The organism is Streptomyces sp. NBC_01454, from assembly GCF_036227565.1.
Taxonomy (GTDB): domain Bacteria; phylum Actinomycetota; class Actinomycetes; order Streptomycetales; family Streptomycetaceae; genus Streptomyces.
This window is the reverse complement of the sequence record NZ_CP109460.1, coordinates 8,060,723-8,083,475: the sequence shown is the minus strand read 5'-3', so window position 1 is coordinate 8,083,475 and position 22,753 is coordinate 8,060,723. Positions and strand designations below refer to the sequence as shown.

The window sequence follows — 22,753 nt, the reverse complement described above, 5'->3', positions numbered from 1 at the left end:
CTTTGTGGGGCCTGGCAGGTCCGGACGCCCCGCCGTCCTCGCACGGCGGGGCGGGGCCCCGGACGGTTCAGGCCGTCGCCCGGAGCGCGGCGGAGAGCCGGTGGAGGGTCCTGCGCATGGCGGCGCGATTGCGGGTGGCGCGCCGGGCGGCCGGCGTTCCGGTGAAGACCAGCCCGAGCAGCTCGGCGGCCCGGCCGCGCCATCCGCGGCGGCGGTGATCGACCCAGTACTCGGTGACCAGGGTCCCCTCTTCCGCCGGGGTCAGACGGTAGCCCCAGCGTGCCACGGGCAGGCCGAAGGTGGTGACATCGAAGGCGAACTCCCGGCCGGGGTCCGCGATGACGATCCGGCACGTGGTGAACCAGATCCAGCAGGCCTTGCGGTTGAAGCCGACGAAGCACTCCCCGCGCGGCCACACCCCGATCACCTCCGGGCTCCACTCCGTCATCCGCCGGACGTCCGCCAGGGCCGCGTAGACGGTCCGCGGCGGGAGGGGGATCTCCAGGGACTGCTGCACGTGCCACTCCCGGGCGGTCACCGTCGGCCTCCCGGGACCGGCGCACCGGGTGTCCGGGCCGTCACGACCGCCGCGGCATCGCGGACCAGCCCGGCGAGGGCTGTCGTATCGGCGAGGCCGGTGAGGTGTCCGCACCGGGGCAGCAGGAGCAGCCGGCCGTCGCGGCAGGCCGTGAGGAAGTCCCGTTCGTCGCGGCGGAAATGGTCGCGCTCACCGTTGACCAGCCAGACCGGGCCCGGGTACGCGGAGAGCGAGGCGAGGGTGTCCGTCTCGCACACGGCCGTGAGGACGCCCGACGCGTTCCCGGAGCTGAGGCCCCCGGCGACCATGGCGTCTCCCGCCGTGCCGTGGCGACAATCCCGCCCAGGGACAGCCCCACCAGCAGCGCCCGGCCGCCCAGTTCGTCGATCGTGTCGGTGACCGCCGCCACGGCGCCGGCGATGCTGAAGGGTTCACCGCGCCGGCTGCCGTGACCCGGCAGGTCCGGTGCGGCGGTGGGGTGGTCTTTCCCGATGGCTTGGATCACGGGTCGCCACATCGTGCCGCTCACACGCAGACCGTGCACGAAGACGATGGGCAGCCCGGCTTCAGAGGACTCCATGTCCGGCAGGCTACATGAAATGCAACGCAACGTTGCGTTGTTTTCGATGCTAGCCTCTGCCCCATGAGCGAGGAGCGACACGGAAGTACGCGGCGGAGCAGCGTCCCACGCAAGGCACAGGAGATCTTCGACGCCACCCTGGATCTGCTCGCGGAGAAGGGCTACGAGGGCCTGACCATCGAGGGCGTCGCCCAGCGTTCCGGCGTCAACAAGACGACGATCTACCGCTGGTGGCCGTCCAAGGGGGCACTGCTGGGCGCCGCACTCATCGGCGCCCGCCGGCTCGACCTCGCACCGCCCGACACCGGAAGCCTCCAACGGGACCTGGAGTCCCTGCTGCACACGATCACCACGCTCCTCACCACACCGCCGGCCTCGGGCATCGCCGTCTCCGTACTGGGCGCCGCCACCCACAGCGCCGAACTCGCCGCCCACGTGAAGGACTTCTTCGCCGATCGGATGGCTCGCGAACAGCCCGTCTTCACCCGGGCCGTGGCCCGCGGCGAACTCGCTGCGGACTCCGACCCGATGCTCCTGGTGGATCTGCTGGCCGGGGCCGCCTGGGTCCGGGTCGTACTCCGCCAACTCCCGCTGGAGAAGGACTTCGTGACACGCACCGTGCGCATCGTCCTGGAGGGCGCGCGCGGCGCCGGCTGAGCAGGCGTTTCGCCACCTGCGCCGCGCGCGGAAGGAGCACCGCCAGGTCTCGGCGCCGAAGCCCTCAGACCGCGCGATGCCGGCCGCGCCTGCCCCTTTCCGCACCGGCTCACGGTGCGGCATGGGCGAAGTCGTACACGGCCCAGTCGGCGATCGGGCGGTATCCGATGCGCTGGTAGAGGGCGTTGCTGGTGGGGTTGGCCGGGTCCGCGTACAGCACGACGTCCGTGGCGCCCGCGGCCAGCGCGGCCCGGCTCACCTCGACCGTCACGGCACCCGCGTAGCCGCGGCCCCGGAGGTGAGCCGGGGTGTGGACGGGGTCCACCCGGACCATGCCGCCGACCATCGAAGTCGAGCCCGCCATGGAGACGGGCGTGCCGTCCGGGGTCTCCCAGAAGGTGAAGTGCTTGTCGGCGAAGCGCGTGCCGGCCCAGGAGTCGGCGTCTATCGTGACGGCTTCCCCGACGTCCGCGGTGAACTCGCGCAGCCGGCGCATGAGGTGCTCACGGTCCCGTTCGTCCACGAGTCGACCCCGGCCCTCCGGGAAGGGCATGGGTGGGGTGAGCGTGCCGAGGCGGTACAGGCGGAGCCGGTTGCGCAGTGTGGAGGTGGCGCCGGTGCGCCGCTGCCAGGCCTCGGCGAAAGCGGTGGCGGTGCCGCGGTCCGCGCTGACATGGGGAAGGGAGTACCCGAGGGCGGCCAGCTGGGCGGCGAGGGCGTCGGCGCGCTCGGGGGTGAGCTGGGTGAGGCCCAGACCGCGGATGAGGCAGAAGGTGGCGTGCACCGTGCCCGCCCGCTCCAGCCGGCCGAAGACGGGGGCTCGGCCGCCGTATGCGTCCGCTCCGTGGGTGCACAGCCTCTCGATCACTGTCAGCGGTGTGGTGTGCAGGGCGGGGCGCGAGCGCAGGAAGTCGCCGGCTCGGGCGCGGAAGTCGTCGACGTCTTCGGTGAGGTGCCAGTCATCCGGGCGCATGCTGCATGATCCCTGACGGACTCGCCTCCGGGGAAGTCACCTCCCGGACCGGAAGGGCGCAAAAAGACCTGCTGAAGGCGCGAGCCGGCCGCCCGCCCATCCCGTCCACCTCACCTGAGGTTACCTCCGGTACGCCCTTATAGGGTATCTGTTCGATCATCAACTACAACTTTACCAATTATTGGTGTAGTTGACGCAGATTTCACTTCAGTCTCAAAGACAACAGCGGCGAACTCCCCCTACATACGGACTCGTCGCTTCCACAAGGCTGGGTGAGAGGCAACAGCAAGATGACGTACAACAGAGTGACCCGTCGCGGGAGCCGGCTGATGGCGTTGACCGCGGCGTCACTGGGGCTGGTTGCGGCGATGGCCGGGCCGGCCGTCGCGGACGACGGGCCCGCCCGGGAGCAGCTCATAGCGGACTGTGCTTCCGGTGACGGCAAGTGCAGCTTCAACGAGCCACTGCTCGGCAAGGCGTTTCTCGGAGACTTCCGTCAGGTCTCCAACTCGCTCTACAACTGCAGCACGTCGGATGCCACGCAGTCGATGGGCTGGTCGGACACCGTGGGCTCCACGGACTCCGCCGGTGTGTCCGTCACGGCCGGCGGAAAGATCGCCGGTCTGATCGATCTGAGCGTCACCGCGACCTACAGCCACACCTGGTCGAGCTCGCACACCGAGAACAGCTCCCTGAACATGACGGTCAAGCCGGGTGAGGTGGGCTGGATCTCCCGCGCACAGGTGATGCAGACCGTCTCCGGCACCTGGCAGACGCACTACGACAGCCCGAAGTGGGGTCACTACTTCTGGTTCGTGCCGGACAAGGTCACCGGCCCCGCGGCCAACGGGACGGACGGCCGCAGCAACGCCGTGACCGTCAAGACCCGCAAGATGACCACCGCGGAGAAGAAGTCCTGCTCCTCGGGTGTGAGGAAGGGGCATGCGTTCGTGGTGAAGCACTGACCACGAGGGAGGGAAGCGGCTGAACGGACGCGCGGCGTCGCGCGTCCGGCAGGGGCGGCGTGTTCGCTCCACCGGCCGCACTGCCTCCCGGCTCCCCGTGGGCCGGGAGGCACCCTCCGACCGGACGAGCCACCGCCGGCCACTCCCACCACCTCTGGTCAGTGGCGCCCGCTCGGGTCCTCGTGGTCCGGTGCGGTGCGCAGGTCGGCGTCGGAGAGCGGCTCCAGTTCGCCGTGGATGTCCAGCCAGTACAGCAGGGCCACGGCCGGGCAGATGAGCAGCACGGCCACGAGGGTGACCAGGCCGACCCAGCGCAGACTGCTGGCGGCCGCGGCGGCGTCGGCCACGGTCAGGGAGGTGGGGATGAGGTAGGGGCGCTGGGCGGCGCCCCAGGCGAGGACGGCCGCCGCGACGACGCCGACGGCGGTGATCCGGGGCCAGGCACCGGACCGTCGCAGCAGGAGCAGTCCGGTGGCGAGCGAGCAGACCCCGGCCAGGATGACGAGGCCGAGGCCGACGCCGTGGGTGAGTCCGTGCCAGACGTGCGGGGCGTCGGTCCGGGTGACGGTCAGCATGATGGCCGCCAGGACGGCGAGCGCGACCAGACTGCCCAGGGCCCGCCGCCGGAAGTAGCCGACCAGGTCGGGGGCCTCGAAGCGGACGGCGTCGCGCGCCAGGAAGACCGCACCGAGGAAGGCGGTCGACACGATGGCGATCAGCCCGAAGAGGACGGACGTCGGGTTGGACCAGGCGTGGGCCGAGGCCTCCGTTCCGGGGACCGCCCGGCCCGAGGCGATCCCGCCGACCGCCGCGCCGAAGAAGAACGGGGTGAGCAGCGAGGAGAGGGCGAAGACGGCGCCGTAGAGGCGCCGCCCGGCGAGCCGGCGGAGAGGCTTGCGCAGGGCGAAGCCGGCACCGCGGAGCACCAGACCGATGGCGGCCAGGGCCAGCGGCAGCCACATCGCGGAGAACACCGTCTGGAAGAAGACCGGGAAGCCGGTCCACATGAGGACGAAGACGAAGACGAGCCAGACGTTGTTGACCTCCCATACGGGGGCCATGGCGTGGTCGATCAGCCAGCGGGGGCGCCGGCCGCGCTCGGCGCCGCCGGCGGTCAGGTCCCAGAAGCCGGCGCCGTAATCGGTGCCGCCGGCGCACGCGTAGGCGGCCACGGCGAGCAGCAGCACCACGGCGATGACCGCGGGCATCACCGTCGCCCGTCCCCGGCCGGTCCTGACCCGGTGTCACCGGGCTGCGCGGGACCGTCGGGAGGCGGAGCGTCATCGGTGGGTGGAGGGCCGGCCGGTACGCGGGAGCGGGGTCCGTAGGGGGTGTCGGTCTCCGGTTCCCGGCCCCGCTCCGCCGCCACCCGGTGCGCGTCGTCGAGCCGCCAGCCCGCGCGCATCTTGAGCAGCACGGCGAGCAGCGATCCGAAGATGAACAGATACACCACGACCACCAGGCCCAGCATGATCCACAGGCTGGTGGACCGGGTCGCCGTCACCGCCTCACCGATCCGCATGTGCTGGTAGACGATCCACGGCTGGCGCCCCACTTCGGTGGTGATCCATCCGCATTCGACGGCGACGACGGAGGCGGCGCCCGCGCAGGCCGCGCCGCGGAAGAACCACGGGGAGGCGGGCAGCCGGTGCCGCCGAAGCCAACACCAGCCGTACCAGAGTGCGAGCAGGATCAGCAGGGAGCCGATGAGGACCATGAGGTCGAAGGCCCAGTGGACGAGGGTCGCCTGGGTGGCCGTCGGCCGGTCGCTCGCCGGCACGGAGGTCAGTCCGGTCACCTTGGTGTCGGTGGTGAACCCCGCCAGGATGGAGTCGAATTGGGGGATCTTGAGGCCGCCGGAGATGCTGCCGTCCGGGTGCAGCCGGCCGAAGATGTACTCCGGTACGCGGGTGTCGGTCCGCCAGACGATCTCCGTCGCGGCGAACTTCACCGGCTGCTTGTGGAAGACCGACCGGGCGAGGGAGTCCCCCAGCAGGAACTGCACCGGCGTGAACACCGCGGCGAGGGTGAAGGGGACGGTGAAGCCGAGCCGGTGGTAGCGGTCGCGGCGGCCGCGCAGCCAGCCGACCGCATAGACCCCGGCGACGGTGTATCCGGCGGTGATCAGCATCGCCACGACGAAGTGCCAGAACTGCGGCCCGAACATCGGGGTGAAGATCGCCGCCCAGACCTGGACGTTCACGGGCTTGCCGTGGGCGTCAAGGGTGAAGCCCTGGGGGGTGTTCATCCACGAGTTGGCCGCCAGGATGCCGAACGCGCCGAGCAGGGCGGCGGCCGGCAGGGGCAGCCCGAGCAGGAAGTGGGTGCGGGGTTTCAGCCGCCGCCAGCCGTAGAGATAGATGGCGATCAGTACCGCTTCGAGGAAGAAGGCCCATGCCTCGACCCCGAATCCGATGCCGAAGACGCCGCCCCACTTGCCCATCAGGCCCGGCCAGAGCAGCCCGAACTCGAAGGACAGCACGGTGCCGGTGACCACACCGACGGCGAACTGCACGGCCATGACCGCCGACCAGCGCCGGGCGAGGAGCAGCGCGACGGGGTCGCTCCGGCGCAGACCGCGGCGGTGCATCACCAGGGTGATCAGCGGCAGCGCCACTCCGAACGGCACCAGAATGATGTGGCAGGCCAGGGTGAAGGCCATGAGCTCCCTGGCCGGGAGCAGTTGAGCCGGGGCGTCCGCCAGCAGTGGGACCATGGTGTGTGCATGCCTCCATGCCGTTGCTGCCCGGGACGCCGGGGAAGCGGGCCCCGTCGTGGCCGGCGGGCCGCCCGTGCCGCCCGGCCGATCGTCCCGGAGGAGGCCGGCACCACGGGCCACGCACCTCGGGGCCATTGCCTTGCGACGGCGACTTTGGCGACTCGGCCGGTCGCGCCCGGCTCGTCACAGCATCACCGGCGGGCACGGGAGCGCACGTACCGATGGCTCACGTTGCGCCGTTGGGCCGAGCATCTTCCCCCGGCCGGCGGAGCCGCGCTGCCGGAGGGCAGGCGGCCCGGCAGATGTTCAGTGATCGGCCCGGTGGGTGGTCAGCGGTCGGCCGGGGCTCACCTCAGAGGGTGACGGCCGCATAGTTCTCGGTGTAACTGTCGCCCTCGGCTCCGTAGTAGGTGCAGGTGCGGGCGTCGAGATCGACGTCGTACCAGAGCACACCGGCCTGCCGGCGCCCCTGGACGAACTCGGGGAAATCGGTCTCGCCGGCCTGGTCGGCGCGCAGCGCGGTGATCAGCGCGGCACGGTCGAACGGCGCGGCCTCGACCGGTCCGGTGCACAGCGGCTCCTCCTGGACCACGACGGGTCCGGCGGCGGTGAGGTAGAGCATGGCGTTCGACGGGACGGCCATCCGGCAGCGGCCGCGCGGGAAACGGCGGGGGCGGCAATCCCTGACTGCCGCCCCCGGACCGGTGGAGCGGTTGCCCCTGGCGTGTCTCAGCCCTTCGCGGCGCTACGCCGTCTCGTGCCCGGTGGTTCCGTTGATCTTCTCGATCGCCTGCCGGGCCTGTTCCTGGGGGGAGCGGGTGGGCAGGGGGGACACCGTCGTGGCCGCCATGGCGGGCTGGGCCCGCTCCTGGGTGACCGTCTTGGCATGGGTGGGCTGGGCGGCCGGCGGACGTATCCGCAGCCGCTGGCTGGCGGCCTCGTCCAGGGTCACCGGGCGCTTCCACCGGGCCGCGAGCCGGGCGGCGTCCTGGCCGAGCGCGGCGACGTCCTCCCACTGCACGCGAACCACCAAGGAGAGCTCGGCGTCTCCGTCCGGCAGGGCCTGGATCGGCGGGATACCGGGGTGAGTCATGGTGTCCTCCTCGCATCGTGGATCAGCGCCTCTGGGGCACGGACACCGAAAGATACGGAGGCACACCCGAGACCGTTCAATACCTGTCACGAGTAGGCAAAAAGCGGGAGGGGACTCCTCTGCGTCAAGTACGCGCACTCCGGTGCCCGTTCAGTGGCGTGACCGGCCCTCGTCAGCCGGCGGCCGGACCCCCTTGAGCCGACCGCCGGGCCCCTTGAGCCGGCTACCGGGCCCTGATGAGCCGGCCGCTCACTGCCCCCTCGGCATCGACGCCCCCGACGACCCCGACGGCACATAGTGGTTGATCAGATTCGCGTCGCGCCGGGGCTGCGCGCGGTGCGACTCGGGGTGATCGAGCCGCGACCGTCCACCCCACAACGACCTTTTCAACAGGTACGCCATCCGCGCCACTTGCTGCTTCACAGGAGCCTCCTTCTGGATCATCTCGGTCCACCGGCATGCAACAGCCCGCGGACCGCAGCCGAGTCTCTTCGGGTTCCCGCAGATGACCTTGGACAAACGGGAGTGCACGGGACTCGTCACCGCGGTGGATCGGGGGCCGGCAAAGCCCCGCGCGGCCGCCGCCACAGAGCCCTGCGCGGACCCCGGCCGCGCCCCCGCACGTCTCCCCCGCAGAGGCCGCGTGCCCCGGTGCGGAATCCGTGGTGCACGATGGGGGCGGAACGGTGAGCGGGTGATGCCCAGTGATGAGTCTGCAGCGGCTTCTCAGCTCCGTCGGGCCGGCCGTGCTGTCGGGAGTGTGCGCTCCCGGAGGCACCGCGGTACCGGTGGGCGATGTGGTGATCGCGGAACCGGACGGCGGATTCGATCTGCACCCCGGCGATGTCGTCCTCGGGGTGAACCTCACCGATCGGGCCCAGGCCCGGCGGCTGGTGGCGTGGTGCGCCGCACGGTCGGCCGGCGCGCTGCTGCTGAAGGCCCCGGCCGCGGACGACGAAACGGTGCTCACCGCCGCGAACGCCGCGGGGCTGCCGTTGGTGCAGGTGGAGCCGCAGGCGGGCTGGGCACAGGTGGTGTCGCTGCTGCGCGCGGTGCTGGACAGCGAGGGGTACGCGGACTCCGGCGCGGGCGCGGCGTGCGGTGAGGCGGGGGATCTCTTCGGGCTGGCCGACGCCATCGCCGCCGTGATCGATGCCCCGGTCACCATCGAGGACCGCAGTTCACGGGTGCTCGCCTACTCCGCCCGGCAGGAGCGGGGCGACGAGGCACGGGTCGCCACCATCATGGGCCGCGGCGTGCCCGACGAGGTGAATGCGCACTTCCGGCGGCACGGCGTCTTCCGCAAGATCGCCCAGGACACCGCTCCCCTGTACGTCCCCGCGGTGGCCGAGGGAACCAAGCCGCGGCTGGTGGTGCCGGTACACGCCGGCGGGGATGTGCTCGGCTCGATCTGGGCGATCGTGCCGGGGCCGGTCCCCGCCGAGCGGGCCGAGGCGTTCGCGGAGACCGCCGCCATGGCGGCGCTGCACCTGCTGCGCCGACGGGCCGGGGCGGATGTGGAGCGCCTGGTGCTGACCGACATGGTCGCCACGGTGCTGCACGGCCAGGACGGAGCGGCGGACGCGGCGCGGCGCCTGGAACTGACGGCCGGCCCCTGGCGGGTGATCGCCGTAGGGGTGCGCGGCACGGACGAGGCCGAGGCGGAGCGGCAGCGACTGACCGTCTGGGAGCGGATGTCCCGATTCCGCAGCTCGCGACTACGTTCACCTGCGGCGATCGTCGGTGGTGTGGTCTACGGGATCGTTCCGGCGGAGCGGATCGACCCGGCAGCGGACGGGGAATCGGGGTGGCTGGAGACCCTCTGCGGTCCCGCCGGCCGGCCCGCTCCCCTCGTCGCCGCCGGTGGACTCGCGACGTCGGTCGCCGGGCTGGCCCGCTCCCGTGAGCAGGCCGATGACACCCTCGATCTGCTCCGTACGGGCCTGATCGCCCGCGAGCAGGCGCTCCACGACGAGGTGTGGGCCACGGTCGTTCTCCGCCATCTCGCCCGCTCCGCCGGAGCGGCCCGGGTCGCGGGCGTCGGACCGTTGCCGCAGTTGGTGGAGCACGACCGGGCATACGGCACCAGTGGTGTGGCGACGCTGCACGCCTGGCTGCAGGAGCGGGGCGATCCGCGAGCCGCCGCGGCCCGGCTGCACATCCACCCCAACACCCTGCGCCACCGGATGCGCCGGCTCCAGGACGTGGTGGCTCTGCCGCTGGACGACCCGGAAGTCCGTACCGCACTGCTGCTCCAGCTCACGGCCCGCCAATACGGCGCGGAGGGCGCGGAGGGCACGGAGGCAGGCCCGGACAACGCTGCGGAGATGTCCGGGTGACGGGCCCCGGGCTTCCTCGGTTGCCCCTTCCCGGGCGTCGCTGAGCGGGGCTCCCCCGGCATCGCCGACCGCCGACCGCCGCTCGCCGCCCGTTGCCCGTCGCCCATTGCCCATTGCCCATTGCCCGTCGCCCATTGCCCATTGCCCGTTGCCCGTTGCCCGCCATTTGCCGTCCGGGCCCCGCTCCGTCCCCGGCCCCGCCCGTTGTTCCGCGCCCACTCCCCGGTGCTCCGAAACAGTGCCGAGCGAACGATGACGGGCCGTGCCCCCGCCGAAACCATGGCTCCACCTGCGGCGCGTCACGCCGTAACGGATTCCATGGAAGGACGGTGGCATGACTTTCGGCATTCCCCGCGGGGCCGAGATCGTCGGAGCTGGACATCGACCGGTGGTGACCGCCGTCGCGGAACGGCGGCTTCCCGGGGCCTCCAACGAGGAGGCCGGAGGGACCGACCCGTCCGCCGGGCCGCCGGCCCGGGCGCACATCGATCTGGCGGCGATCCGCGCCAACGTCGGCCGGCTGCGTGCGGCGGCGGGCTCCGCCGAGGTGATGGCCGTGGTCAAGGCCGACGGCTACGGGCACGGCATGGTCGCCACCGCCCGCGCGGCACTGGCGGGCGGCGCCACCTGGATCGGCGTCGCCGGCCTACGGGAGGCGCTGACGCTGCGCGCGGCCGGGGTCCCCGGGCGGCTGCTGGCCTGGCTGCTGACGCCGGGGGACGACTGGAGTGCCGCGGTGGCCGCCGGAGTCGAGGTGTCGGCCGGTGCCGACTGGGCGGTGCGGGCAGCGGTCCGGGCGGCCCGTGCCGTGGACCGTCCGGCTCTGCTGCACCTCGAAGCGGAGACCGGGCTCGGCCGCGGCGGCGCCGGCGAGGCCGACTGGCGGGCGCTGCTGGACACCGCCGCGCGCGCCGAAGCCGCAGGGTACGTCCGGGTCGTCGGGGTGTGGTCGCACCTGGCCCGCGCCGACGAGCCCGGACACCCCGGCGGTGAGCAGCAGTTGGCCCGCTTCCGCGGTGCGGTGGAGCTCGCCCGGAAGGCGGGGCTCACCCCCGAGGTCCTGCATCTGTCCAACTCGGCCGCCACCCTGACCCTTCCGGAGGCACACTTCGACCTGGTGCGTCCCGGGCTCGCCGTCTACGGGCTGAGCCCGGTGCCGTACCGGGCCGGCCCTGCGGAGCTGGGGCTGCGGCCGGCGATGACTCTCACCGCACGGCTCGCCTCCGTCAAACGGGTGCCCGCCGGGCAGGGTGTCTCCTACGGCCACCGCTACCGCACCGCTCGCGAGACGACCCTCGGCCTGGTCCCCCTCGGCTACGCCGACGGTGTCCCCCGGCACGCCTCGCAGACCGGCCCGGTCCTCGCCGCCGGCCGGCGCCGCACGGTGGCGGGCACCGTGTGCATGGACCAGTTCGTCCTCGACCTCGGTGACGCGCCGGCGGCTCCCGGGGACGAGGTCGTGCTCTTCGGGCCCGGTGACCACGGGGAGCCCGGCGCGGAGGACTGGGCCCGTGCCGCCCACACCATCTCCCACGAAATCGTCGCCCGTATCGGCTCCCGCGTTCCGCGCACCTACACGGGCGCGTCCTGCGGCGGGTACTGAGAGCGCCCACTCACCCTTGGATCACTCCGCCCCCGACGAGAGAGCCTCCCCGTGACGCACCTGCCTCCCGCCTCCTCACCGCACCCCACGGGGCACCACCCCCCTGGCCCCGGCTCCCCCGCCCCTGACACCTCCGACCCCGAACACCTCCACCGGGGGCTGCAGCCCCGCCACATCCAGATGATCGCCATCGGCGGAACGATCGGCGTCGGGCTGTTCCTCGGCTCCGCCAAGGCGCTCCACGAGGCCGGACCGGGTCTGCTGATCACCTACGCGGTCGCCGGTGTGGTCGTCTTCTTCGTGATGCGTGCCCTGGGTGAGCTGCTGGTGTACCGGCCGGTGTCCGGTTCGTTCGCCACCTACGCCGAGGAGTTCATCGGCGACTGGGCCGGGTTCGCCACCGGCTGGAGCTACTGGCTGATGTGGGTGGTCACCGGTACCGCGGAGCTGACCGCGGCCGGGATCTACGTCCGCTTCTGGTGGCCCGAAGTACCCCAGTGGCTGCCCGGACTGCTGGCCCTTGCGGTGCTCGGCCTGGCCAATCTGCTGGCGGTCCGGCTGTTCGGGGAGTTCGAGTTCTGGTTCGCGCTCATCAAGGTGCTGACCATCGTCGTGCTGCTGCTCATGGCGGCGGCCGTCCTCCTCCTCGGTTTCGGCCCGCTGGGGAAGACCGCCGCGCTGAGCAACATCTGGACGCACGGTGGCTTCTTCCCGCACGGCATGGCCGGCCCGCTGCTCGCGATGCAGGTGGTCGTGTTCGCCTTCGTCGGGGTCGAGCTGCTCGGGGTGACCGCCGGGGAGAGCAAGGACCCGGAGAAGACCCTGCCCAGCGCCGTGCGCCGGGTGATCTGGCGGATCGCCCTGTTCTATCTCGGTGCCCTCACCGCGGTCATGGCGCTGGTCCCGTGGAACCAACTCGATCCGGACGTCAGCCCGTTCGTGCTGGTCTTCGCGAAGGTCGGGATTCCCGCGGCGGCCGGAGTGGTGAACATGGTGGTGCTCACCGCGGCACTGTCCTCCTGCAACAGCGGGGTGTTCTCCACCGGCCGGATGCTGCTCACCCTGTCCCGGGACCGGCACGCGCCGGCCGTCTTCGGGAAGGTCAGCCGCCAGGGCGTACCCGCCGCGGGCATCCTCGCGTCCATGACCGTCATGCTGCTGGGGGTGGCCGCGAACTACTTCGTGCCCGAAGAAGCCTTCGCGTACGTCACCAGTGTCGCGACCATCGCCGCGGTCTTCACCTGGGGCATCATCGCCTGGGCACATCTGCGCTACCGGGCGGCGGTTCGCGCCGGACGGCTGCGGCAGGTCGCCTTCCGGATGCCGCTGGCCCCCGTGTCGAACTACTTCGTCCTCGCCTTCCTCGGCCTCGTTCTGGTGCTGCTCGGCTTCGACGCCGACAGCAGAATCGCGCTGTACGTGGCTCCGGTCTGGGCGGCGGTCCTGCTGGTCGGCTTCCACTTCTCCCGCCGCACCCGCGCCGCCGTCCCGCAGACCGCACCGCCCGGCGAGGAGATCTCGCCCCCCTCGCGACTCCCCTGACCACAAGGCGGGGCACAACGGGCCTCGTCGTACCTCGCGGTGCCGGTCGCGGATGCCGTCGGTCAACCGAGGTACTGACGGAGACCGCCACGCCGGACGCGACGGCACGAGGCCGCCAGGGCGCACCCGACAGCGAACTACCCACCTCCACCCGGCCACTTGGGCACCATCCGTTGCTCCACGCCCCCGGAGCGCCTACGTTGAGCGCGCCTGAATTCGGCTTCGACCCGCCGCTCGTGCGGCGGGATCCGGGAGGAACCCCCCATGCGCACTCACACCTCCAGACGCAATCCCATACGCAGCGCGGTGTCCGTCGGCATCCTCGCGGTGGCGGTGGCCACCGCGACGGCCACCGGGGCCGCCGGGGCCACCGCCCAGGGCGCCACCCCGACAGCGCCCCCGCACGCGCAACAGACCCAGCAAGTCGAGTTCTTCACAGGGGCCTCCGGACACCCTCGGCATACCGGTGTCCCCGTCTCCAAGCCCCTCTCCCCGTCCGAGCGGGCCACGATCGCCGGCGACGGCGACGTGACCCCGATCGTGCAGAACGGGCCGGTCGGCAGCAAGCTCGACGTCGTCTTCATCGGTGACGGCTACACCGCCGCCCAGCAGGAGGACTTCCACGCGGACGTCCGCACCAAGTGGGCCAAGATGAGCGCCGTCGAGCCGTACGCCTCCTACACCGGCCTGTTCAACGTCTGGGCCGTCGACGCCGTTTCCCACGACTCGGGTGTCTCCGGGGACCCGACGCAGGACGTGGTGCGGGACACCGCCCTGAACTCCGCCTTCTTCTGCGACGGCACCGAGCGGCTGCTGTGCGTGGACACCAACAAGGTCGAGTCGTACGCGGCCAAGGCCCCGGCCGCCGACCTCGTCGTGGTGCTCTCGAACTCCACCAAGTACGGCGGCGCGGGCTACAACGACATCTCCTCGCAGGTCGGTTACGACGGGATCGCCACCGCCTCCTCCGACAACGACCGGTCCGACCAGATCGCGGTGCACGAGACCGGTCACTCGCTCGGCAAGCTCGCCGACGAGTACGAATACGGCGAGTCCGGGACCTACTCGGGCCCCGAGCCCACCCAGGCCAATCTCAGCACCCTCTCCGCCGACCAGATGACCGCCCAGCAGCAGAAGTGGTACCGCTGGATCGGCCAGGAGTCACCGGACGGCGGCACGGTCGGCGCGTTCGAGGGCGGCGGCTACTACCCGCACGGGCTCAACCGCCCCACCGAAAACTCGATCATGCGGTCGCTCGGCCGGCAGTTCAACCTGCCCGGCCGTGAGGCGATGATCGCGGGCTTCTACCGCTGTGCGAGCGTGCTGAGCAGTCCGGTGACCACCGACCGGGCGGTCCCCCGCGGGGCACGTATCCGCGTGGCCGTGCCCGCCTCCGCGCGGGTGCGGTGGTACGTCGACGGCCGCGAGCGCCGGGCCGCGCGTGGCCGGCACACGGTCGTCCCGCGGGCCCTCGGGGTACCGGCCGACGGCCGCACCCATCGGGTCACCGTCCGGGCCACCGACCGTACCGACGCGGTCCGCGACCCCGCGGTGCGCAAGCTGATGTCCCGCTCGCTGACCTGGCGGGTCGCCGCTTACTAGGAGCTGACGGGCGATCATGCGACTGGCTTGCCCGTGACTCGTTGGTCCGGGCACGGGGCGGGATCAGCGTGGTGATCCGTCGGATGCCGCGCGGGAACGGCTGTGGCCGTTCCTGCCGGTGAGCAACGGCAGGTACACGCTGGTGGGAGGTCGCGGTCGACCCCACCAGCGTGCATCCGGGCCAGCGTTCCCGCATCGCCTCTCCTCCCGCTACGGTCTCCGGATGACCGAACCCGACACCGTGCAGGCCACCCGCGAGGCCTACGACGCCCTCGCCCCCACCTACGCGCAGCTGTTCCACGACACCCTGCGCGACCGTCCTTTGGAGCGCGCCTTCCTGAGTGCCTTCGCGGAGCTGGTGCGGACGAACGGCGACGGCAAGGTGGCGGACCTCGGCTGCGGACCGGGCCACCTCACAGCTCACCTCCACGGGCTGGGCCTGCATGCCTTCGGCATCGACGCCTCCCCTGTGATGGTCGAGCTCGCTCGCGAAGCCCACCCCGGGCTGCGGTTCGAGGTCGGCTCGATGGCCGCGCTGGACATCGAGGAGGGCGCGCTCGGCGGGGTGCTCTCGCGGTGGTCCGTCATCCACACCCCGCCGCAGGACCTGCCCGCCCTCTTGGCCGAGTTCGCCCGGGTCCTGGCTCCCGGCGGGCATCTTGTGATCGACTTCCCTGCCACTGACGGCCCCCACCACGAGACGCAGGCCTACAACCACACGGTGGTGACGGCCTACCGCTGGTCCCCCGATCGCCTTGCCGAGCTCCTGCGCGATCACGGATTGGCGGAGTCCGCCCGCCTGGTGATCGAGCCGAGGCCCACTGACCGGCGGCAGTTCCAGGAAGTCCAGCTCCTCGCATACAAGGCGTAGACCGAGGAGCCACTCAACCGGTCACCTGACGGCATCGGCTCGGATCCTCGGTCCGGGCATCGGGCGGGATCAGCCAAACGGGACGAAGCCGCCCTGACGAGACACATGATCGCCCGGACCGCGCCCAGGACAGGCGCGGGGCGGTGCGGTCGGGTCCGGATCCACTACGGGGCTGGCCCCGACCGGTCCCTGACGGCGGGTGGTCGGTGTCTCGTCCTGGCGGGCGAGGCCTCGGCGGCGGGCGGGACGGATCCTGGTTGAGAGCCCGCGGTTCGCGCGGGGCCTATCGCAGACTGCGGATCATCTCGGGCGTCATGGTGGGAGCCGTCGCGGTCATCCTCGCGGTCCCCGGCGCCTACCCGCTGTGGCTGAAGTGGGAGCAGGGCGTCTGCGGGCTCCGTCGGGCAACTCTTCCGCCCGGGCAGCGCGGCCGGGCCCCGGTTCATGCCCCCGGCCGTTGTCAGTGGTGCCTGGCAGACTCGGCTCCCTCACGACCAGGAGGGCAGATCATGACCGGCCAGGACGCTCCCCGCCACTTCGCACCAGGCTGGAAGGGCGACAGCCGCGGCCCCGTGCCCGCCGTGGGCGGCGAGCGCGAGACGCTGGGCGCGGTCCTGGACTGGCACCGGGACACCTTCGCGCTCAAGTGCGCCGGTCTGCCGCCGGCCCTCCTCTCCCGGCGGGCGATACCACCTTCCGCCCTGTCCCTGCACGGGCTGGTGCGGCATCTCGCGGGCGTGGAGCGATGGTGGTTCCGCATCCAGTTCGCCGGCGAGGACCTTCCCTTGCTCCACTACTCCGACGAGGATCCCGACCAGGACTTCGGTGTCCTCGACGGAGATGCGGACGCGGCCTTCGCCGTCTGGCGGGCGGAGTGCGCGCATTCCCGGCGGATCACGGCGCAGGCCCGGTCACTGGAGGAGACAGGAATCCGCAAACGGACCGGTGAGCCCCTCTCGTTGCGCCGCATCCTGATCGACATGATCGCTGAGTACGCCCGGCACAACGGCCACGCGGATCTGCTGCGTGAGCGGCTCGACGGGGCAACGGGGGTGTGATCCGGGCCGGTTCGGAGGCGGTCCGGGCGCGGGCCGGCGGTCAGAGCGGTGCGGCGAGGTCCTGTGTCCACCACGGCCCGCCCGTGCCCTCGACGACGCCGACACCCACGGCCGTGAATTTGCAGTCGAGCAGGTTGTCGCGGTGCATACGGTCGCCCATCCAGTCGTTCACCACCGCGGCGGCGGTGCGCGGGCCGCGGTCGAGGTTCTCGCCCCAGCTGCTCCAGCGGAATCCGGCGGCGGTGATCCGGTCGTCCGGGCCGGTTCCGTCCGGGGTGTCGTGCTCGTAGTACTGGCGTGCCGCCATGTCGGCGGAGTGCCGCTGCGCCGCGGTGTGGAGTCTGCGGTCGATGCGCAGCGGCCGGCAGCCGGCCTGGGCCCGCCGGGCGTTGACCAGCGCGGTCACCTGCTCCTCCAGGTCGGGCGGGGTGGCCGACGGGGTGGGCGTGCGCGGGGCGGACGGGGTGGGGGACGGAGTCGCCGAGTGTGACGGTGTGGGGGTGGGGGTGGGCGTGGGCGTGGGGCTCGGGGACGGGCGGTGGGTGGCCACGGTCCGTACCGCCTTCGGCTTGTCCTTCCGTGCGTCCTGGGGCGTGCCGCCCGACCACCACACGGCGGCGAGGACGGCCGCGGCGAGGGTGGCGGTGCCCGTGACGGCCGTCCCCTTGGTCACCCGGCGCGGGCTCGTCGGCCGGGTGGGCAGCGGGTGCGCGCCGGCTCCGCCGGACCCGTGGGGCGGGGCGGCCGCAGCCTGCGCCGTCGCGGCAGTGGGGGCCGACAGGACCGAGGGTGGGGTGAGATGGGCGGGCAGCGGCAGCATGGCGAGGCCGGCCAGCAGGCCCTCGGCGGGCAGCAGGTCGTTCCAGTGACCGGAACAGGCGCCGCACTGGCGGGCGTGGCGGGCTATTCGCTTGCGCCACAGGGCACAGGGCTCGCGGTCCCACGTGGCCGTCAGCTCGGTCAGGTCGGGGCAGGGGGGATCCGCCGAGAGGGCGCGGACCACGACGCGTCCGGCCTCCAGCTGCTGTTTCATGCGCTGGACACGGACGGCCGCATGGCGTGAGTCGATCCCGACGGCGGCGACCAGCTCCGGCCTGCTGATCTCGCCGGCGGCCTCCAGCCACCACAGGGAGAGCAGCGAACGGTCGCCCTCGTCCAGCCACCGGGTGGCCGCGGCCACCTCACGACGCTGGCCGGAGAGCCCCAGGCGCAAAATCGTCAGGTCCACGAAGTCGGCGGAGCGGTCGGCCCGTTCCTGCGCCTGGTCGAGGCCGACGGCGGGTGCCTTCTGGGCGGTGTGCCACCGCCGGCGGACCTGGTTCATGGCGATCGCCACCAGCCAGGAGCGGAACGACGCCGGCTCCCGCAGATCCGTCAGCGACTCCAGGACGCGCAGCATGGTCTCCTGCACCACGTCGTCCACGTCCGCGTGGCCGTCCAGCGCCCGGCCCACGACGTTGTAGATCAGCGGCAGGTATGCGGCGACCAGCTGCTCGCGGGCCTGTTCGTCGCCGGCCTGGGCGGCCTCGACGGCCGCCGTCCCGTTTTCCTGCTTCACGCCTTTTCGTTCCTGTTCATCCGTGCGTACCCATGGCCCCCGCACTCAGGTGACCCGGTGGGCGCACCCCGACAACAGAAAAACCTACGTGGATCCGGAAATCCGTGCGCACCCGCCCACCCCCGCGGTGCGGTCCCCGCGAATGGGGCCCGGCCGCGCCCCTCCCGCCCGGCCACGGGGGCACCCCGCGCAGGCTCCCGCAAAAAACTTTTCGCGGTTTCCGTTATCGGGGCCGGCGCCCCCGCTCTCCCCTGTGTCGGACCACAGGGACGACGGATCCCATCGGCCCTCCGGCCCATGGATCCGGCCCGACCGGAGGCCCGGCCGAACCCGACCCCCACAGGAAACGGAACCATGAACAAAGACCACCGTCAGACGGAGTTGCACGACCTCACCCCGACCGGGGACGGCCGCCGGGTGAAGGAGCCCACCGCGCACCGGCGTTCCGGCGCCTCGGGTGCCGGCCGTCCGGGCGGGCGGCACGGGCGCCGCAGCGGTCTGCACCGCGGCGGCGCTCACCCCCGGCGGAACACCACCCTGGTGGCCGTGGCGGCCGTGCTCGTCGTGGGCGGATCCTGTGTGCTGCTGATACGGCCCGGTTCCGGAGCCGACCAGGCGCTCGCCGCGAACCAGTCCGTGCCGCAGGCACCCACGCCGACCGCCTCCCCGTCCACGGCGCCGAGCGCCTCGCACTCCCCCAAGGACCGCAAGCCCTCCGCCACCCCGTCCAAGGCCGTACGGCACACCAAGCGGCCCGCCGCGCCCCGGCCGCACCCCACCCGCACCAGCCACGGCGGGAGCACGTCGTCGCACACGCCCCGTGTCGAGTCCGGACCGGGGACCGGCACGCCCGGCGGCGCGCAGACCGCGACCGGGACCGCCGCACGCTTCGCGCAGAAGATCGTGGAGCTGGTCAACACCCAGCGGGCGCAGCACGGTTGCGGTCCGCTGAAGGTCGACTCCCATCTGACGACCGCCGCGCAGAAGCACTCCGACGACATGGCCGCCCGCAACTACTACGAGCACAACACGCCCGAGGGCGTCGACCCCGGCACCCGGATGACCAACGCCGGCTTCCCATGGAGCAGTTGGGCGGAGAACATCTTCAAGAGCCCCAAGGACCCGGCCACCGCGATGGACGGCTGGATGAAGAGCCCGGGCCACCGCGACAACATCCTCAACTGCTCCTACAAGTCCACCGGCGTGGGCGTCAACCTCAGCGCCAACGGCCCCTGGTGGACGCAGGACTTCGCCACCCACTCCTGACCCGCCACCGCGGTCCCACCGGCGGTCCGGATCGGATCCGGGCCGCCGGGGTCCGCGGCGTCGTACGGGTCAGCCGCCCGCCGGGGCGAAGGTGCGGCCGAGGAAGCCGTCCAGGCTGCGGCGGGCGGTGTCGCCGTGCGGGCCGGCGAAGATCTCGGCGGCGTGCAGGGTGCCGGGCAGGACCGTGACCTCGGCCGCGGGGAAGCCGTGGGCGACCTCGCGCAGCCGCCCTTCGTCGGAGAGCGGATCGTCGGCGGTCCCCAGCAGCAGCATTTCACCGTCGTAGGACGAGCCGTTCCCCGCGGTGTAGCCGCCCAGTGAGGCGAGCGGGCTGATGCCCGCGACGCCGGAGGGGCGCTCGGTGCGGTCCCTCAGCATGCCGAGCATCACGGTGCCTCCCATGCAACCACCCACCCAGGCCACGTCGGTGGCGCCGCGCGAGCGCAGCAGGCGGGTCGCATCGAAGATGGTCCGGCGGCGGTCCGGTCCCCAGTCGAAGGTGACGACGTGGTAGCCGTCGGCGGCGAGCCGCTTGGCCTCGCCCGCCCATTCGCAGGCGTCGCCCCAGGAGATGGGGGCGAAGACCACGCCGCGCGGGCCGGCGCCCAAGGTGACCAGCCGGCCCTTGCCCGGGGAGCCGGGCAGTCGGTAGGCGCCGGCCTGCCGGCTGCCGTCGAAGCACGACGGCAGCCGGTCGGGTGCGGCGGTGAACTCTGGCATTCCGGCGGTTCCTTCCTCGGTGGAGCGGCGGTTTTCCGCCATCGCGCTCCCCTGTGCGGCCGTGTCCGGGGCGCGGCCGGTACAGGCAGAGGCACAGGTCAGGGCCAGGGTCAGGATTGCCGCCATGGCCAGGGCACGCCTCGACTCACGTAGGGACATGAGAGAAGCATAGAGAGAAAGCATTGTGAAAAGCTATATTAAAAGGTAGCTGGAAAGCTTTTCACGGTGTCCACATCGGGTACTCACACAGTCCCCCCAGGTCAGAACCTGCCTGTGCGGACAGTGAGATATCTTTGTACTGAGCTATCGGGCAGAGGGAAGGCGGCTCACCATGGAGCCTGACCACGTAGACGAGATCATCTCCGCCTGGGGACACGAGCTGCCCGAAATCGCCGGTCTCCCGCTGGAACTGGCCAAACGGACCGCCCTCCTGGTCTCGGCTTTCGACATCGCCGCCGGCGCCGAGCTGGAGAAGCTGGGCCTCACCCAGGCCGAGTACGGCGTGCTCGCCACCCTCCGGCGCATCGGCGCCCCGTACCGCCTCAAGCCGACCGACCTGACGCATGCCCTGCTGCTGTCCTCCGGTGGCACCAGCAATGTCATCAAGCGCCTGGTGGCGGCCGGCTATGTCACCCGCGCGGCGGCCGAGGACGATGCGCGCAGCAGCTGGGTGCAGCTGACGCCGAGCGGGGTGGAGACCGCCGAGGCGGCGGTGCGCGCCACCACCGCCGTGCACGCCCGGCTCGTCGACCGGATTCCGGAGCACACCGCGAAGGCGCTCAGCGAACAACTGCGCATCGCGCTCGCCGCCATCGAGGAGGGCGTGCTGATCCGCCGCTGACGCGGGCCGTCAGCGGCGGATACGTCAGCGGACGGCCAGCCGGTCGCGCAGGTCGTCCGCCTGTGCCAGCAGCCGGGGCAGCCCGGGGTGGCTCAGCACTCCCGCGCGCTTGACGGTCCGCCCGGCGACCAGCACCGTGTCGACATCGGCACGGTCCATCGACGACACGACGGCCGCGATCGCGTCGTGCACCGGCGCCACACCGGGGCGGTCGGTCCGCAGCACCAGCAGATCGGCCTGCTTGCCCGGGGTGAGGGAGCCGATCCGGTCGGCCATGCCGAGCGCCTCGGCGCCGCCGAGGGTGGCGAACTCCAGGACGTCGCGCGCCGTGAGCAACGGCGCCTCGGGGCCCGCATGGCCGTGCAGCGCGGCGAAGCGGCCGATCTGGAAGGCCGCCCGCATCTGCGTGAACATATCGCTCGGCGCGGCGACTTCGACATCCACGCTGAGGCTGGGCCGCAGACCGGCGGCCGCCGCCGCGGCGAACGGCGGCAGCCCGTGCCCCATCGTCATCTCGATGGCGGGCGCGACCGACAGCGCGCCACCGCTGTCGTGGATGAGGCGCAGTTCGCCCGGCTCCATGCCGGTGCCGTGGATGAACACCGTGCCGGGGCGCAGCACCCCGAGGCGGCGCAGCCGGGAGACCGGGCGGCCGCCGCGGATGTGCAGGGCGGTGGGCAGGTCGAGTTCCCTGGCCAGCGCCCCGCCGCGCCGGGTGCTCTCGTCGCTGCCGGCCTCGGCGTTGAGCGCCATGGTCACCAGGCCGTCCTTGCGGTGCAGCCGCTCACGCACCCGTCGGGCGTCGTGCGCCGTGCCGTGTCCGTAGGCGAAGACGCCGCGCAGTCCGGACGAGGTCAGCGCGTCGAGCAGGGCGTCGGTGTGCTCCTCGGTGGGCTTGTCGACGTTGGAGATGTCCTGGACGGTGGTCACCCCCGCGTCCAGGGCGCCCAAGGCGCTCAGCAGATTGCCGAGGTGGAGCTCGTCGGCGGTGAGCTGCGGCCCCAGGGTGTGCAGCACGGTCGCGAAATACTGGTCGAGGGTCTGGTCGGCGCCGCTGCCGCGCAACGCCGCCTGCCACATGTGCCGGTGGGTGTCGACGAAGCCGGGGAGCACCAGGCAGCCGCGCGCGTCGATCCGTTCGCTCACCTCCGCCACGTCGAGGCCCGGGCGGACGGCGGTGATCCGGCCGTCCTCGACCAGGATGTCGGCGCAGGGCAGTTCACCGGTGGCCGGGTCCATGGTGAGGACCCGGCCACCGGTGATCAGCGTACGAGCTGTGGTCACGCGGCTCCCCACCCCTGAGGCGGGTCGAGGCGGCCCATCTGCAGGTTCCAGTACTCGGTGTTGCGCCGGCACCGGCCGTCCGGGGCGAAGAGCAGGACGTTGCTCTCCAGGAACGTCACCCAGTGATCACCGTCGGGGTTGATGGCGGGGGCCCGCAGGGTGACCCAGAGTTCGACGGCCGCCCGGTTCCCGGTGACGACCGGGGTGCCGTGACGTCCCGTCATGTCGCTCTGGCCGGCGGTGATGTCGCGCCAGTAGCGCGCGATGGCATCGCGGCCGCGGAAGGTCTGCGCGGCCACGCCCGGCACCGCCTCGTACACGGCGTCGGGGGTGAACAGCCGGACCGCGGCGGCGTCGTTCTTGGTCCGCCAGGCCTCCAGGTAGGCGTCGGTCCAGCAGGACACATCGGCGGTGGTCAGCCGGCCGGACGGCTCGGCGGCCTGTGCGGCCGAGGTCACCGCCGCCAGGGGCAGTGCGGCCATGCCGGCCCGGAGCAGGGTGCGGCGGTGGGTGCGGGGGTTCACAGGTGTTCGGTGCCCTTTCC

General features: G+C 72.2%; 22 protein-coding genes. 10 read left to right on the top strand and 12 right to left on the bottom strand.

The features are described 5' to 3' along the window. Window positions 1-67 precede the first annotated feature (67 nt). Together OIU81_RS35490 and OIU81_RS42455 are read right to left on the bottom strand one after the other, a co-directional pair. Window positions 68-538 carry an SRPBCC family protein gene (locus tag OIU81_RS35490; protein WP_329154438.1) on the bottom strand — a complete coding sequence of 157 codons (471 nt, stop codon included), beginning with the start codon at window positions 536-538 and terminating at the stop codon, window positions 68-70. A 40-nt stretch (window positions 539-578) separates the two neighbouring features. Beyond that, window positions 579-1,055, bottom strand: coding sequence for an alpha/beta fold hydrolase (locus OIU81_RS42455; protein ID WP_443074181.1), 477 nt, complete (start codon window positions 1,053-1,055; stop codon window positions 579-581). A 126-nt stretch (window positions 1,056-1,181) separates the two neighbouring features. On the opposite strand from OIU81_RS42455, the gene OIU81_RS35475 reads away from it, so the two are divergent. Beyond that, window positions 1,182-1,775 carry a TetR/AcrR family transcriptional regulator gene (locus OIU81_RS35475; RefSeq protein ID WP_329154436.1) on the top strand — a complete coding sequence of 198 codons (594 nt, stop codon included), beginning with the start codon at window positions 1,182-1,184 and terminating at the stop codon, window positions 1,773-1,775. 109 nt (window positions 1,776-1,884) lie between these two features. Here OIU81_RS35475 and OIU81_RS35470 read toward each other — a convergent pair whose 3' ends face one another. Further along, window positions 1,885-2,748, bottom strand: coding sequence for a GNAT family N-acetyltransferase (locus OIU81_RS35470; protein WP_329154435.1), 864 nt, complete (start codon window positions 2,746-2,748; stop codon window positions 1,885-1,887). Window positions 2,749-3,077: 329 nt separating this feature from the next. Here OIU81_RS35470 and OIU81_RS35465 point away from each other — a divergent pair, with 329 nt between their 5' ends. After that, complete coding sequence (locus OIU81_RS35465; RefSeq protein ID WP_329154433.1) at window positions 3,078-3,713, top strand: hypothetical protein; 636 nt, start codon at window positions 3,078-3,080, stop codon at window positions 3,711-3,713. Between the two features lie 158 nt (window positions 3,714-3,871). Here OIU81_RS35465 and OIU81_RS35460 read toward each other — a convergent pair whose 3' ends face one another. From OIU81_RS35460 to OIU81_RS35440, 5 genes are all read right to left on the bottom strand, one after another. Then, window positions 3,872-4,921, bottom strand: a complete 1,050-nt coding sequence (locus OIU81_RS35460) for a cytochrome d ubiquinol oxidase subunit II (RefSeq protein WP_329154432.1) — start codon at window positions 4,919-4,921, stop codon at window positions 3,872-3,874. After that, window positions 4,921-6,429, bottom strand: a complete 1,509-nt coding sequence (locus tag OIU81_RS35455) for a cytochrome ubiquinol oxidase subunit I (protein ID WP_329154431.1) — start codon at window positions 6,427-6,429, stop codon at window positions 4,921-4,923. Before OIU81_RS35455 ends, OIU81_RS35460 begins: the two co-directional genes overlap by 1 nt. 355 nt (window positions 6,430-6,784) lie before the next feature. Then, window positions 6,785-7,075: a DUF1398 family protein gene (locus OIU81_RS35450; RefSeq protein ID WP_329154429.1), complete on the bottom strand. Its 291-nt coding sequence runs from the start codon at window positions 7,073-7,075 to the stop codon at window positions 6,785-6,787. A gap of 102 nt (window positions 7,076-7,177) precedes the next feature. Continuing rightward, window positions 7,178-7,525: a hypothetical protein gene (locus tag OIU81_RS35445; protein WP_329154427.1), complete on the bottom strand. Its 348-nt coding sequence runs from the start codon at window positions 7,523-7,525 to the stop codon at window positions 7,178-7,180. A 249-nt stretch (window positions 7,526-7,774) separates the two neighbouring features. Further along, on the bottom strand, window positions 7,775-7,948 hold the full coding sequence (locus tag OIU81_RS35440; RefSeq protein ID WP_329154426.1) for a hypothetical protein: 174 nt from the start codon (window positions 7,946-7,948) through the stop codon (window positions 7,775-7,777). Between the two features lie 284 nt (window positions 7,949-8,232). Here OIU81_RS35440 and OIU81_RS35435 point away from each other — a divergent pair, with 284 nt between their 5' ends. The 6 genes from OIU81_RS35435 (at window position 8,233) to OIU81_RS35410 (ending at window position 16,540) form a co-directional block, all read left to right on the top strand. After that, window positions 8,233-9,864 carry a PucR family transcriptional regulator gene (locus tag OIU81_RS35435; RefSeq protein WP_329154425.1) on the top strand — a complete coding sequence of 544 codons (1,632 nt, stop codon included), beginning with the start codon at window positions 8,233-8,235 and terminating at the stop codon, window positions 9,862-9,864. 334 nt (window positions 9,865-10,198) lie between these two features. Continuing rightward, a complete protein-coding gene (gene alr, locus OIU81_RS35430) occupies window positions 10,199-11,467 on the top strand; it encodes an alanine racemase (RefSeq protein WP_329154424.1) in 1,269 nt (422 codons plus the stop codon). A 51-nt stretch (window positions 11,468-11,518) separates the two neighbouring features. Then, on the top strand, window positions 11,519-13,009 hold the full coding sequence (locus tag OIU81_RS35425; RefSeq protein WP_329154422.1) for an amino acid permease: 1,491 nt from the start codon (window positions 11,519-11,521) through the stop codon (window positions 13,007-13,009). A 264-nt stretch (window positions 13,010-13,273) separates the two neighbouring features. After that, on the top strand, window positions 13,274-14,611 hold the full coding sequence (locus OIU81_RS35420; protein WP_329154420.1) for a M64 family metallopeptidase: 1,338 nt from the start codon (window positions 13,274-13,276) through the stop codon (window positions 14,609-14,611). Window positions 14,612-14,834: 223 nt separating this feature from the next. Beyond that, window positions 14,835-15,482 carry a class I SAM-dependent DNA methyltransferase gene (locus OIU81_RS35415; protein WP_329154418.1) on the top strand — a complete coding sequence of 216 codons (648 nt, stop codon included), beginning with the start codon at window positions 14,835-14,837 and terminating at the stop codon, window positions 15,480-15,482. Between the two features lie 509 nt (window positions 15,483-15,991). Next, a complete protein-coding gene (locus OIU81_RS35410; protein ID WP_329154416.1) occupies window positions 15,992-16,540 on the top strand; it encodes a DinB family protein in 549 nt (182 codons plus the stop codon). Window positions 16,541-16,580: 40 nt separating this feature from the next. Here OIU81_RS35410 and OIU81_RS35405 read toward each other — a convergent pair whose 3' ends face one another. Next, window positions 16,581-18,098 (bottom strand): sigma-70 family RNA polymerase sigma factor, encoded by a 1,518-nt coding sequence (locus OIU81_RS35405; RefSeq protein ID WP_329154414.1) that lies wholly within the window; start codon window positions 18,096-18,098, stop codon window positions 16,581-16,583. Window positions 18,099-18,452: 354 nt separating this feature from the next. Between OIU81_RS35405 and OIU81_RS35400 the strand changes: the two genes are divergently transcribed. Next, window positions 18,453-19,364 carry a CAP domain-containing protein gene (locus tag OIU81_RS35400; RefSeq protein WP_329154412.1) on the top strand — a complete coding sequence of 304 codons (912 nt, stop codon included), beginning with the start codon at window positions 18,453-18,455 and terminating at the stop codon, window positions 19,362-19,364. Between the two features lie 69 nt (window positions 19,365-19,433). On the opposite strand, the gene OIU81_RS35395 is transcribed toward OIU81_RS35400, so the two are convergent. Then, window positions 19,434-20,243: an alpha/beta hydrolase gene (locus OIU81_RS35395; RefSeq protein WP_329154411.1), complete on the bottom strand. Its 810-nt coding sequence runs from the start codon at window positions 20,241-20,243 to the stop codon at window positions 19,434-19,436. 172 nt (window positions 20,244-20,415) lie between these two features. On the opposite strand from OIU81_RS35395, the gene OIU81_RS35390 reads away from it, so the two are divergent. Continuing rightward, window positions 20,416-20,925 (top strand): MarR family winged helix-turn-helix transcriptional regulator, encoded by a 510-nt coding sequence (locus OIU81_RS35390; RefSeq protein ID WP_329154410.1) that lies wholly within the window; start codon window positions 20,416-20,418, stop codon window positions 20,923-20,925. Between the two features lie 24 nt (window positions 20,926-20,949). On the opposite strand, the gene OIU81_RS35385 is transcribed toward OIU81_RS35390, so the two are convergent. Together OIU81_RS35385 and OIU81_RS35380 are read right to left on the bottom strand one after the other, a co-directional pair. Beyond that, window positions 20,950-22,209 (bottom strand): amidohydrolase family protein, encoded by a 1,260-nt coding sequence (locus OIU81_RS35385; protein ID WP_329154409.1) that lies wholly within the window; start codon window positions 22,207-22,209, stop codon window positions 20,950-20,952. Continuing rightward, entirely contained in the window at window positions 22,206-22,733 is a 528-nt protein-coding gene (locus OIU81_RS35380; protein ID WP_329154407.1) for a nuclear transport factor 2 family protein, read from the bottom strand. Before OIU81_RS35380 ends, OIU81_RS35385 begins: the two co-directional genes overlap by 4 nt. Between the last annotated feature and the right edge of the window lie 20 nt (window positions 22,734-22,753).